The organism is Paracoccus sp. C2R09 (assembly GCF_018860625.1).
GTDB lineage: Bacteria > Pseudomonadota > Alphaproteobacteria > Rhodobacterales > Rhodobacteraceae > Paracoccus.
In genome coordinates, this window is sequence record NZ_JAHKQB010000029.1 from 1 (window position 1) to 12,138 (window position 12,138).

Genomic DNA, 12,138 nt, shown 5'->3' on the forward strand with positions numbered 1-12,138 from the left:
CAAACCCGGCGCGGTTCAGTCAGAACCCGCCCTGCCAGCCCGGTGGCAGAGCAGGCCGTCCTCATCGAGTTTCTTCTCTCGGGGTTTCGTAAAGGACCGTAGGCTTTGCTTCAACTCCTTACCGCGCGGGCTGGTGCAGACATCCCCCTCTGCATCATAGGCGCAGTCGGCGCGCTGGAATGTCCCGACCCTGTGGCCTGTCTGGTCGAACAATTGGATATGTGCTGCAATGCCGCGCGGCCGGTCCAGGCAGCCCAGCATCGGGCCGCTGCCATAAGCAGTGTCGGCAATCAGAGCTTCCGCCACGATGCTGAACGTATCATTCACACGGTCGATCAGGCCCCGCACTGATCCAACCTTGGACTGCGGATCGACCGGGTGGCCTTCATATCGAAAATCACGCCATCGTCGGTTCGAACAGGTGATTGGTGGATAGGCAAAATAGGCCGGGCCGCCCTGAGCCCAGGTAAAGTGCGAAGCCGGGCTCGGAAGCGGATGTGCCGAACGGACCAACGCCTTGAAACGTCTACATTTTGAGATCGCTGCGCCCTGCAGCTACAGGGCGGTGAAAGCTTGAAGCAGCCTTGCAGCTTGGAGCGGGTTCACGGCGATTCCTACCACTGCGATTGATCCGGCCTACAATCCGGCGTCCTCCGCGGTCCCCGTGTTGGTTGGGTCCGGGTCGGAGACAACCTGCAGGGCGGGATCCTGCACGCTGCGGCCCGGTGTCGAGGTCACGGCCAAATCCACCACGCGGGTCGGCTGGTCGGTCGATGGCGTCAGCCTGAACGATCAGGATCGGCTGGTCTGCGGCGGCACGCCCGTCGATTTCGCCGCGGTCCAAGCGATCTAAGAGGTGAAGGCGCGCAGTCTGCGCGTCACCTTCTATCCCTTCATTCTGAGGGACGTCGCGCCCGGCAACATGCTGCCGAACCCGAATCCCAATAACCACGCCGAAACGGGTCTGCCCGCGTTCCCATGGCGGGGGCGGGTCACCTGTTCGCCTGCGGCAGGTTATGCCGAGGCTGAAAATAAGACCGCCACGGCTGCTAGCCAGGTCTCAGCGTTCTTCGGCAACGCGAGCCTTTCCGATTTTCCATCTCGGGCGACACAGTTTCCTTAATCGGCCCGTCGGGCGACTGGGGCCTGCCCTGCATGATACTGCATGACGCGCGCCTTTGCGCCGCAGCAGCCGGGGTCGATGCCTTCCTAAACGGCTCGAAAATGCGTGGCTTGACCACGATCCGCTCGGGCACAGGCACCTATCCCGCCGTCTCGGCGTTCGCCGCCGATGTTCGCGCCATTCCTGGGGTTCAAACGGAAATCGACCACGCCGTCGACTGGTCCGAATACTTCGGCCGCCGGCCGGGTGACGGCTCGAGCAATGTATTCTTCCCTCCGCGATCAGCTTTGGTCCGATACACATTTGCATCTCTGCGCGGAAGCAGCGGACGATAGTCATCAAATACGACTGGCGTCGATACAAACGCGCGACCTGATCTAGACCACCACTGGCGGGCGCGAGGCTTGGCGACGTCGGTAACACGATACGACCGCTGTCCGAAGTCTTCCTCTCGGCCATCGCTGTCGAGGCAACCATCACTAATTATCTATGATTTCAGAGCCTAAGGCGTGGTTATCCGGTTCTATTTTTCCGCAGCGAGCAGGTGATTTCAATCACTGCTTAGTATAAACAAGCAATTCCTATTTGTATATTCTTAGGCGTCGTTCAGTGAGGGTAAAACTTACTTATCCGAAAAATTATAGCGTGTAATCTGATCTTATATACAGGCGCCCCTTGGTAAATGATGTGTTAATGCTGAATCCGGCATGACGGCGACCATCGGCGCTAACTGCCCAAGTTCATGCAAATGTAGATGGTATTGGTGAAGGGGTGTCCGGTATGGAACCGATTATCACGATAGACAGCGTTCGCAGCCGGGAATATTACGATTACCTTGTATTCTCGGTACGACTTTCGGGGCCGGCGACCGATGCGGTCACGGTCAATTATCAGGCCCTTCCCCAAACCGCCGAGTGGAGCGATCTGGGCAGTGCCCTGTCGGGAACGGTGACATTTGCGATCGGGGAAACGGTCAAGACCATCACGCTTCGTTCGGACTATGACACCCAGGATGAGCGCGACGAGGCCTTCCTGGTGGAATTGCGGGACCCTATCAACGCCAATTTCGGAAGCAATATCCACAGCCTGTCCACGATCGGCTGGATCATGGACGATGACGGTACCACCAGCAACAACCAGGCGGTGGCCGTTTCGAACCCCGTGGTGACCGAAACCGGGGGCGGCAAGGCCGTCTTCACGGTCAGCCTGTCCGAGCCTTTCACAAGCTCGCAGAGCCTCCGCTACCAGACCTATGACATCTCGGCCAATGCGGGGTCGGATTACGTGGCCAAATCGGGCCGGATCAATTTCCTAGCGGGGCAGACCGAAGCCCTGATCGAGGTCGATCTGATCAACAACAACCTTGCGGAGACCGCCGAAAGCTTCGGCCTGGCCATCACCGGCACCGCCGATGTCGCCAGCGCATTCGGGGTCGCACAGATCCTGGACACGGACGCCTCGCTGCCGGTCATCTCGATCGAGGGCGATGCGGCAAGCGAATATTACGAATATGCCCGCTTCACCATCCGGCTTTCCGAACCGTCCAGAGACGCGGTGACGGTGAATTACCAGGCGCTTCCGCAAACCGCCGACTGGAGCGATCTGAGCAGCACGCTGTCGGGCACCGTCACATTCGCCGCGGGTGAAACGGTCAAGACCGTGCAGATCCGAACCGATTACGACCGGGTCGACGAACAGGACGAAGCCTTCATCATGGAGCTGCGCTCGCCCGTGGGCGCGACCTTCGGCGGCAACAACGAAAGCCTGTCGGCTGTCGGCTGGATCCTGGACCAGGACGGCACGACGGTGGGCAACCGTTCAATCGCGATCTCGGATCCGATCGTCACGGAAGGGGCGAACGGCAAGGCGGTCTTTACCGTCAGCCTGTCCGAGGCCTTCGATACCGCGCAGACCTTCGATTATCAGACGCAGAACGGCAGCGCGAAGGCCGGGACGGATTACGTCGCGAAGACCGGCAGCGTCACCTTCCAGGCCGGGCAGACCGAGGCCGCGGTCGAGGTCGATCTGATCAACAACGGGGCCGCCGAGGCGAGCGAGAGCTTCAACCTGGTCGTTCCCGGCGCGAACGGGGTGCGCAGCGCCGCAGGCACCGCCCTGATCCTGGACGAGGACGCCTCGGTCCCGGTGCTGTCGGTGGATGGTGCGTCGGCACGCGAATATTACGACTACCTCTACTTCACCGTGCGGATGTCCGAAGCATCGCGCCAGGCGGTCACGGTGGATTACGGAGTGCTGGCGAAGACGGCCTCGACCGGCGATCTGTCCTCGACCACGACGGGCACGCTGACATTCGAGGCGGGTGAAACGGTCAAGACCATCACCCTGCGCAGCGATTACGACACGGTGGACGAGCTGGACGAGGCATTCCTGCTGGAGCTGCGCAACCCGGCCGGGGCGACATTCGGCGGGGGCAACGCGACCCTGACGGCGATGGGATGGATCCTGGACGATGACGGGCCCTTCGTGAACCGCACGATCGCCATTTCGGACAGCACCGTCACCGAAGGCCCGTCGGGACGAGAGGCGGTCTTCGCGGTCGAGATGTCGCAGGCCCATACCGAGGCGATCACGGTAAGCTACCGCACGGTGAATGGCACGGCGACGGCCGGGGCGGATTACAGCGCGCGCAGCGGTACCGTCACCTTCGAGCCGGGGCAGACCCGCGTGTTGGTGACGGTTCCGATCCGCAACGACCTGATCTCGGAATCGCCGGAAACGTTCCAGCTGCGGATCACCCCGCCATATCCGTCGGCGATCTCGGCATCGACCACGGCGGTCTGGGGGACGGGCACCATCCTTGACGGCACCCGCCGCGGGACCGAGGCGGGCGAGACGCTGAACGGGACCGACGATGCCGATGCGATCGACGGGCTGGGCGGCAACGACCTGATCCGTGGTCTGGACGGCAAGGATGTCCTGTCGGGCGGGAACGGCAACGACACGCTGAACGGCGGCGGCGGGGCCGACACCATGCTGGGTGGGGCAGGCAACGATCTCTACTATGTGGGCGGCGGCAATGACCGGGTGGTGGAATATTCCGGCAACGGGATCGATACCGTGCGGGCGGGCTTCGCCTATGCCCTGGGGGCCAATCTTGAACGCCTGGTCCTGACGGGCGGCGGCCATATCGCCGGGACCGGGAACGCGCTGGCCAATGTCGTTACCGGGAATGCCGGGAACAACAGGCTGAAGGGGCTGGCCGGAAACGACCGTCTTGTCGGGCTGGCAGGTAACGACCGGTTGGAGGGCGGCAACGGACGCGACACCCTGGTCGGCGGCGCAGGCAACGACACGCTTCTGGGCGCGGGCGGCAACGATCTGCTGCAGGGCGGAAACGGGGCCGACGTGCTGAATGGCGGCGCGGGCAACGACACCATGACCGGCGGTGGCGGCAACGACAGCATGGCCGGTGGCCTGGGCAACGACCGCTATGTGGTGGGCGCGGGCGACAGGCTGACCGAGCTTGCGGGACAGGGCGTCGATACCGTTCAGGCCTTCCGCGATTGGGGTCTGGGGGCCAATTTCGAGAACCTGGTTCTTGGGGGCAATGCCGGGATCGACGGTTCGGGGAACGGCCTTGGCAATGTCATCGTCGGCAATGGCGGTCAGAACACGCTGAAGGGTTTCGGCGGAAATGATCGTCTGGTCGGCGGGGCGGCCGGGGACCAGCTGGTGGGTGGGGGCGGTAACGACACCCTGCTTGGCGGCAACGGCAACGATGCGCTGAATGGCGGCTTCGGCAACGATCTGCTGGAGGGCGGGGGCGGCAGGGATACCCTTGGGGGTGCCGCCGGCAACGACAACCTGAAGGGCCTTGCCGGCAATGACCGGCTGTTCGCGGGGAACGGCAAGGACACGCTGAACGGCGGCAACGGCAACGACCTGCTGGAAGGCGGGGGCGGGAACGACCTGCTGGCCGGGGCTGCAGGGAACGACAATCTGAAGGGCCAGAACGGCAACGACCAGCTGTTTGGCGGAAACGGTCGCGACACGCTGAACGGCGGTGCGGGCGTCGACAGGCTGGAAGGAGGCGGCGGCAAGGACTTCCTCTATGGCGGCGACGACGCGGTGCGCGACGTCTTCGTCTTCCGCAGCCTCGGCCACAGCAATTCGGGCTTAGCGAACCGTGACCACGTGTTCGATTTCGCATCGGGTCGCGACGATATCGACATGTCGGGGCTGGACGCGAATACGCGGGCGCGGGGCGATCAGGATTTCGACTTCAACGGAACCAGCGCGGCCGCGAATTCGGTCTGGTATGTCAAGCAGGCCGCAGGGGTCCTGGTGCGGGCCGACCACAATGGCGACGCGCGTGCCGATTTCGAGATCTTCATCGACAGCGTATCGCGCCTGGGCGAAAACGACTTCATCTTCTGACGACAGCCCCGGCCCCTCGATATTTCGTGGGGCCGGGCGCTAGATGCAGCGGGTCAGCATCAGCCCGGGCAGAAGCGTCCATGCCGTGCCCACCAATGCCACGATGGCCAGCGTCGTGGCGACCGCGCGCAGCCCGCTGGCGGGCGATCGCGCCACCCAGACCAGCAGTGCCACCTGCAGCGACAGCGCGGCCAGAACCGCCCCGATCAGCACGCCCCGACCCGCAGCCCCCGGCAGTCCCGCCGCGCAGAGCCACGCGTTCAATCCATAGATCGCGCTGAAGCATGCAAGCCAGGCCGTCAGTGGCAACGCGATACGCAGAACGCTGCCCATCAGCCCAACCCCGGCAGGATCGCCGCCCCCGTGCCGATGACGGAAACCGCAGCAGCATAGTCCGACCACAGCATCGTGACGCGATGCAGGCCGATGCCGGTGCGGGGGTCATGCCCTGCAAGACGCGTGGCGCCGTGGAACATGGCCATCACGAATGCGACGAGTTGATGCAGGATGCCGTATCCCACCAGCACCCAGACCGTTGCCGCATAGGCATGGACGGTCGGATCGGGCAGGCTGCGCAGCACCATCACGCCGCCTGCGGCCATCGCGGCCATGCCCAGCCCCTGCAGCATCCACAGGCGCGGAATGCGGGCCGCGACGGCGGCCAGCACCGCGCCGGCGGCCAGGGGCGCGATGGCGGGCATTCCCGGCTGGGCCCAGGCCTCGGGCGGCCAGTTCGGCGCGATGGTCCACAGAAAGGCGTAACCGAACAGCAGCGATCCGAAGAATGTCCCGTCGGCCAGCAGCAGGAACAGCGATCCCCACCATCCCGGCGGATGCGTCACCTCGGAGGCCAGGGGCAGGGACAGGCCGCGTCCGGCGGGCAGGGGGCCCTCGGGCGTGGGACGCTGCAGCCCCCAGGCCCAGACCAGCGCGCAGCCAAGCACGCACACCGCCGCGACGGGCACCAGCCAATAGGCCTTGATCAGCATCCCCAGAAAGAACAGCCCCGTCACCGCCGACATCAGCACGGGCAGGGCGGTGTTGCCCGGAAAGACCACGAGGTATTCGGGCGTTCCGGTTGCAGGCTCGACGGTCAGCGTCTCGCGCCGGTTGCGGGACGGATCGCCCAGATACCCCTCTCCCTGCGCCAGCTGGACGGGCAGGTCGGGCGTGTCCCACAAAGGCTCTCGCGAGGTGATCTGCGGCAGGCTGGCGAAGTTGTAGGGTGCGGCGGGGGTCGGCATCGCCCATTCCAGCGTGCCCGCCCCCCATGGGTCGCGCGACCCGCGGATCGCGACGGCGGCGTTGACCACCACGTCGATCACCACCAGCGCGAAGCCGATCGCCATGACGAAGCTGCTGACCGAGGCGATGATGTTGATCACCTCCCACCCCTGGCCCGGATCGAAGGTATCGATGCGGCGGCGCATGCCCAGCAGGCCCGCCCAATGCAGCAGCAGAAAGGTGCCGTGGAACCCCGGCACGATCAGCCAGAAGGCGGTGTTGCCCAGCTTGAAGAAGGTCTTGCGCCCCGTGACATGCGGCATCCAGTAGTAAAGCGCCCCCAGCATCGGAAAGACGAAGCCGCCGATCAGCACGTAATGCAGATGCGCCACGATGAAATAGGTGTCATGCGCCTGCCAGTCGAAGGGCACGATGGCGACCATCACCCCCGTCAGCCCGCCGATGACGAAGGTGGCAAAGAAGGACAGCATCCACATCATCGGCAGATGCATCTGCGGTCGGCCCTTGGCGATGGTGCCGATCCAGGCGAAGATCTGCACCGCGGTCGGCACCGCGACCAGCGTGGACGCCGCCGAAAAGAAGGCCAGCGCCAGATGCGGGATGCCGGTGGTGAACATGTGATGCACCCACAGCCCGAAGCTGAGCACCGCCAGCGACACCGCCGCCGCGATCACCCATGGATGCCCCAGCAGCCGCGTGCGCGACATGACCGGCAGGATGGTGGAAATGGCCCCGGCGGCGGGCAGGAAGATGATATAGACCTCGGGGTGGCCGAACAGCCAGAAGAGGTGCTGCCATAGCAGCGCATCGCCCCCATGCGCCACCTGGAAGAAGGGCAGGCCGAAGGCGCGTTCCAGCTCCAAGAGGATCGACCCCAGGATCAGCGGCGGAAAGCCCGTCAGGATCATCACCGCCGTCACCAGCGCGTACCAGGCAAAGATCGGCATGCGGGCCAGCGACATGCCCGGCGCGCGATATCGCAGGATGGTCACCGTGATCTCGACCGCCGCCGAGATGGCCGAGATCTCGACGAAGGTGATGCCGATCAGCCAGAAGTCCGAATTGATCCCCGGCGAATTGATCGCGGATGACAGGGGCGGATACATGAACCAGCCGCTGTCGGGCGCAACCCCCGCCAGCAGCGAGAAGATCATCATCGCCCCGCCGAAGACATAGCACCAGAAGCCGTAGGCCGTCAGGCGCGGGAAGGCCAGATCGCGCGACCCCAGCATCTTGGGCAGCAGATAGACGGCCAGCCCCTCGAACATGGGGATGGCGAACAGGAACATCATGATGGTCCCGTGCATGGTGAAGATCTGGTTGTAATGTTCCGGCCCCAGAAAGGCCGAACGCGGGCTGGCCAGCTGGGCGCGGATCAACATGGCCAGGATGCCGCCCACGATGAAGAAGAACGCGGATACCGCCATGAACATGCGGCCCAGATCGGTGTGGTTGACGGATGTGAACCATCCCCGCCAACCGGGGTCGGACGCCCAGATGCGCGACAGGGCCCGGTGCCGTTGCAGGGCGTTCATTCCGCGCCTCCTTCCAGAAATTCCTGCCAGCCGGCCGCGTCATGGGCGATGACCGTGAAGGCATGGCCGCGATATCCGGGGCCGTTATATTCGGCCGACAGGCCCGCATATTCGCCGGGCTGTGTCGCCTCGATCCGCAGGGTGTTCACATGCCCCGGCACGGCGTCCAGCTTGCCCGCAAGGCGCGGCACCCAGAAGGCATGGACCACATCGACCGAGGTGATGGCCACATCCACCGGACGACCCGCGGGAATGTGCAGCCGGTTCCGCGTGACCTCTCCGGGGCGGTCGTCATATCCGAACCGCCATTCGTATTGCCGCGCCTGGGCCGTGACGGCCACGACATCGGGGCCTTCGCGCGGCAGCAGCCGTTCCCCGATGAACAGCCCGTAGACCAGCAGCGCCCCCAGCACGGTCAGCGGAAAGGCAAGGCCCAGCCAGATCACGAAGCGGCGCTCGGGGACGGCGCCCTCGGGGCGGCGCCATGCCCAGAGAACCAGCCCCGCGACCAGAAGCGTGATCGCCACCGAACCGATCAGCAGCACCCACCACAGATCGGCGATCGCGGCGGCGGCGGGACCGGCGGGATGGACCGTCGACAGCCTTTCTTCGCAACCAGCCAGCATCGCGGGGGTTAGACAGGCAAAGGACAATCGCAGCAGGGGGCGTCGATGGAACGGAAGATGGTGCAGAAGGAACCCGAGGAACTGGTCGACCCGATCCTCGATTACCCGGGCTATGACCGGACCGAGACGACGGTCGGAATATGGGGCCACCCCCTGCACGCGATGACCGTCGCATTCCCGGTCGCGCTGACATTCTGCACCTTCGGGGCCGACGCGCTCTACTGGTGGTCGGGAGAGCTGTTCTGGGCGCGTGCGGCGATCTGGGCCGCCGGCACGGCCTTCCTGTTCGGGCTGGCGGCCGGGGCCACCGGCACGGCCGAGCTGCTGCTGGTATCGGGCATCCGCATCCGCGCGCCCGCCTGGACCCATTTCGTGATCGCGGTGATGCTGCTGTCGATCCTGGGGGCCAATTGGGGCTATCGCCTGCAGGGATACGAACAGGCGGTGCTGCCCTATGGCATCCTGCTGTCGGGCTTTGCGGTGATCGTGGTGATGGTCACGGGCTGGCATGGAGGAAAACTCGTCTTCGATCATCGTTTGGGCACATCGAAGGGCAGTTGATTGCCCAAAGGCTGCTGCAGCCAGCCGGGCAGGGGGATCTGCCCCAGATCCGGCTTGGCCAGCACCAGGATCAGAATGCAGGTGACGGGCAGCAGCAGTACAAGCAGCGGCAGGAACGGCCGGGGCGCCTTGTGGATCCCCTCGCGTTCGGCCACGTCCACCAGGACATAGCCGATCCACACATGGAAACCGACCAGTGCCGCCACGAAGACCAGCTTGGCGAACAGCCAGGTGACGAAGACCCCGCGCAGAAAGATCAGCCCCGTGCCCGATGCGATGGCGATGACGGCGGCGGGGGTGATGAAGAAGGCATAGGCGTAATGCGTGGCCCGCCTGATGCGCGCGTAATCGGCCTGACCAATGGCCGGGTCGTGCCGCGCAAGCATCAGGGGCAGGGCGAACAGCCCCGCGCACCAGATCAGCAGCATCGCGACATGCAGAGATTTCATATGCGGGATGATGGGGTCGAGCATGCTCATCCCTGCGCCGCCAGCCGCCAACCGCGCCGTGCCTGGAACGCGATGACCGCGGCATAGGGGATCATCGCCGGAACCCACATGATCAGGCCGCCAAGCTGCTGATCGGTCAGCGGGCGCATCCCCCATGCCAGGGGTGCAAGCTGATGCGCCTGATACAGGGGTTCGGGTGCGAAGGTCAGGATCGCGCCCAGCATCCCCATCTGGATCAGTCCGGCCAGCGACCACAGGACCGTCTGAGCAGATGCGCGGTGGGACAGAACCGCGCTCCAGAACAGGGTGGCCGAACCCAGCAGGCTGATCTGCATGATCCAGTAGACCCCGATATCGCGCAGCGCCAGATCATAGGCCACGGGCAGGTGCCACAGCCACAACAGCACGGTGGATATCGCGAAATGGACGCCCATGCCTGACGGGCGCGAGGGCAGCGCGACGGCCAGCAGGGGGGCGGCCACTGCGACCAGAAGGACATGATGCACGACGCGCGCCGAAAACAGCCCCGCCGACATGGCGCATAGCGGCGATACGAAGGCCACCACCAGGACCAGCATCGCGGGCGTCGCGCCCGGACGATGCCTGACGGTCAGCCACCCCACCGCCATCACGGCCAGCAGCACCGGGTCGAGGTTCCACGACCGCAGCGCGAATTCGGGGGGCGGGGCGATCCCGCAATAGCTTCCGGGCAATATCGTGATCGGCATTGTCCTCCGTCCCGTGGGATTGATGCGCATCAGGTAACACAATCGCGAGGGGCCGATTTGGTTTCCCCTTGAATGCGTCTTTCGGTCCAAAGGCTTGGCGGGGACTACTGGGCGGGCACGGGGCTGGCATCCTGACCGCAATCCAACGGGTCTTCCCGGATCAGGCGGGGGATCATGCCGATGGCCGTCACCCCGGACAGCGCCGCCGCTCCAAGGAACATCGCGCCCGAGGAAAACGCGTTCGACAGAAAGCCCGCCAGCGCAGGCCCCACGACGCTGCCGACGGCCACGGCCAGCAGCGTGGCGGTAAAGCTGAACGAGGGCAGTTCGGGGAACAGGCGTTCGGACCAGAAGGCCAGGACCGCGCTCATCATCATGACGAAAATGCCCTGCAGCGCGGATGCGGCCCCCACGCCGATCCAGCTGTTCGGCGACAGCGCGATCAGCGCCAGCGACAGCGCCGAGACCAGCAGCAGCCCGCGCACCAGCAGCGCCAACCCGGTCCGGTCCTTGATCGCGGCGGTCCCAAGCGCGGCCAGCCCCGCGATGCCATAGATGATGAACATCACCGCAGGCGATCCGCGATCGGGCAGCCCCGCCAGCCCGCCCGCCTGCGCCACCCTGTCGGTCGCGAAAGAGATGTAGATCGTCGTGGTGATCCCGAAGGACAGCGCCGTCAGATAAAGCGGCAGCGCCGGCATCACGCAGATCGCGCGCCAATTCGTCCGCCCCCGGCCCGGATTGCCCGCGACATCGCGCATCGCGACCAGGTTGCCGATCAGCGCAGCCAGCCCGGCGGCGGCAAAGGCGACCCACGCGATCCGCCAGGATGCCCCGCCCAGCATCAGCGCCAGCGCGACCGCCCCCGCCATCGCGGCCCCCAGGCTGGTGCCCGTGCTGACAATGGACAGCGACCGCGGGCGCAGGCCTTCGGCCACCTGCTGATGCACCGCGTTGTTGTAGGGCGACCAGCCGAAGCCCGCGCTGGTCATGGCAAGGATCACCCCGAGGGCCAGGATGCCCGCATTCGGCGCCATCGCCACGATGATCATGCCGATTGTCGCGAAGGCCAGTCCCACGATCACGGGCAGCCTCGGGCCGCGCCACGCGGTTGCTGCATAGGCCCCGATCAGCCCCAGCAGAAAGCCCGCGAAGCCGCCCCCGGATATGAGGCCCGCCATGGTGGTGCTGATGCCGAAGCTTTCCTTGAACTGTGCAAGGAACAGGCCGAAGCCCATGCGGGCCGGGCCATAGCTGCTCGCGGTGGCGGCAAAGCCCGCGGCCGAAAGCTTGAGAAAAGGTGACATGGCAAGGGCCCTCGACGGAATGGCATTCCCCGCGCAACACACGCATATGCCGCCCGTTCCATCGCGGTTCCCGCCGGGATTTGCGCGGGGACGGGGCATTTTCGCCGGTTGTCACGGGTTTTCAAGGGCTTGGCAAAAACCGGGCATCGGCATGAATTTGCCGGAA

Annotated in this window: 11 protein-coding genes; 4 read left to right on the forward strand and 7 right to left on the reverse strand. The window is 65.1% G+C overall.

The annotated features are described in order from the left end of the window. Nucleotides 1–15: 15 nt before the first annotated feature. Nucleotides 16–348: a hypothetical protein gene (locus KO490_RS11835; RefSeq protein ID WP_216019637.1), complete on the reverse strand. Its 333-nt coding sequence runs from the start codon at nucleotides 346–348 to the stop codon at nucleotides 16–18. Nucleotides 349–664: 316 nt separating this feature from the next. On the opposite strand from KO490_RS11835, the gene KO490_RS16675 reads away from it, so the two are divergent. The 3 genes from KO490_RS16675 (at nucleotide 665) to KO490_RS11845 (ending at nucleotide 5,521) form a co-directional block, all read left to right on the forward strand. Next, entirely contained in the window at nucleotides 665–853 is a 189-nt protein-coding gene (locus KO490_RS16675) for a hypothetical protein (RefSeq protein WP_368500206.1), read from the forward strand. A 302-nt stretch (nucleotides 854–1,155) separates the two neighbouring features. Then, nucleotides 1,156–1,458, forward strand: a complete 303-nt coding sequence (locus KO490_RS16680; protein ID WP_368500207.1) for a glycoside hydrolase TIM-barrel-like domain-containing protein — start codon at nucleotides 1,156–1,158, stop codon at nucleotides 1,456–1,458. Between the two features lie 445 nt (nucleotides 1,459–1,903). Beyond that, nucleotides 1,904–5,521 (forward strand): Calx-beta domain-containing protein, encoded by a 3,618-nt coding sequence (locus tag KO490_RS11845; protein WP_216019638.1) that lies wholly within the window; start codon nucleotides 1,904–1,906, stop codon nucleotides 5,519–5,521. A gap of 39 nt (nucleotides 5,522–5,560) precedes the next feature. Here KO490_RS11845 and KO490_RS11850 read toward each other — a convergent pair whose 3' ends face one another. The 3 genes from KO490_RS11850 to KO490_RS11860 are packed head-to-tail and all read right to left on the reverse strand — an operon-like array spanning nucleotide 5,561 to nucleotide 8,927. After that, on the reverse strand, nucleotides 5,561–5,854 hold the full coding sequence (locus KO490_RS11850; protein WP_216019639.1) for a hypothetical protein: 294 nt from the start codon (nucleotides 5,852–5,854) through the stop codon (nucleotides 5,561–5,563). Next, nucleotides 5,854–8,301 (reverse strand): cytochrome c oxidase subunit I, encoded by a 2,448-nt coding sequence (gene ctaD, locus KO490_RS11855; RefSeq protein WP_216019640.1) that lies wholly within the window; start codon nucleotides 8,299–8,301, stop codon nucleotides 5,854–5,856. Before ctaD ends, KO490_RS11850 begins: the two co-directional genes overlap by 1 nt. Beyond that, complete coding sequence (locus KO490_RS11860) at nucleotides 8,298–8,927, reverse strand: cytochrome c oxidase subunit II (RefSeq protein WP_216019641.1); 630 nt, start codon at nucleotides 8,925–8,927, stop codon at nucleotides 8,298–8,300. Before KO490_RS11860 ends, ctaD begins: the two co-directional genes overlap by 4 nt. A 45-nt stretch (nucleotides 8,928–8,972) precedes the next feature. Between KO490_RS11860 and KO490_RS11865 the strand changes: the two genes are divergently transcribed. Further along, on the forward strand, nucleotides 8,973–9,488 hold the full coding sequence (locus tag KO490_RS11865) for a DUF2231 domain-containing protein (RefSeq protein WP_216019642.1): 516 nt from the start codon (nucleotides 8,973–8,975) through the stop codon (nucleotides 9,486–9,488). Here the strand turns inward: KO490_RS11865 and KO490_RS11870 are convergent. The 3 genes from KO490_RS11870 to KO490_RS11880 form a co-directional block, all read right to left on the reverse strand. Beyond that, the gene (locus KO490_RS11870; RefSeq protein WP_216019643.1) at nucleotides 9,458–9,967 is read right to left on the reverse strand and encodes a CopD family protein; all 510 of its coding nucleotides are present in this window, start codon (nucleotides 9,965–9,967) and stop codon (nucleotides 9,458–9,460) included. The two genes, KO490_RS11865 and KO490_RS11870, sit on opposite strands and share 31 nt — an antisense overlap. Continuing rightward, complete coding sequence (locus KO490_RS11875) at nucleotides 9,964–10,665, reverse strand: cytochrome c oxidase assembly protein (protein WP_216019644.1); 702 nt, start codon at nucleotides 10,663–10,665, stop codon at nucleotides 9,964–9,966. Before KO490_RS11875 ends, KO490_RS11870 begins: the two co-directional genes overlap by 4 nt. Before the next feature lie 104 nt (nucleotides 10,666–10,769). After that, the gene (locus tag KO490_RS11880) at nucleotides 10,770–11,972 is read right to left on the reverse strand and encodes an MFS transporter (protein ID WP_252727159.1); all 1,203 of its coding nucleotides are present in this window, start codon (nucleotides 11,970–11,972) and stop codon (nucleotides 10,770–10,772) included. Nucleotides 11,973–12,138: the final 166 nt, after the last annotated feature.

Coding starts and splice junctions, on each gene's coding strand:
- KO490_RS16680 (WP_368500207.1), top strand. CDS start 1,156: ATGATACTGCATGACGCGCGCCTTTGCGCCGCAGCAGCCGGGGTCGAT.
- KO490_RS11845 (WP_216019638.1), top strand. CDS start 1,904: ATGGAACCGATTATCACGATAGACAGCGTTCGCAGCCGGGAATATTAC.
- KO490_RS11850 (WP_216019639.1), bottom strand. CDS start 5,854: ATGGGCAGCGTTCTGCGTATCGCGTTGCCACTGACGGCCTGGCTTGCA.
- ctaD (WP_216019640.1), bottom strand. CDS start 8,301: ATGAACGCCCTGCAACGGCACCGGGCCCTGTCGCGCATCTGGGCGTCC.
- KO490_RS11860 (WP_216019641.1), bottom strand. CDS start 8,927: ATGCTGGCTGGTTGCGAAGAAAGGCTGTCGACGGTCCATCCCGCCGGT.
- KO490_RS11865 (WP_216019642.1), top strand. CDS start 8,973: ATGGAACGGAAGATGGTGCAGAAGGAACCCGAGGAACTGGTCGACCCG.
- KO490_RS11870 (WP_216019643.1), bottom strand. CDS start 9,967: ATGAGCATGCTCGACCCCATCATCCCGCATATGAAATCTCTGCATGTC.
- KO490_RS11875 (WP_216019644.1), bottom strand. CDS start 10,665: ATGCCGATCACGATATTGCCCGGAAGCTATTGCGGGATCGCCCCGCCC.
- KO490_RS11880 (WP_252727159.1), bottom strand. CDS start 11,972: ATGTCACCTTTTCTCAAGCTTTCGGCCGCGGGCTTTGCCGCCACCGCG.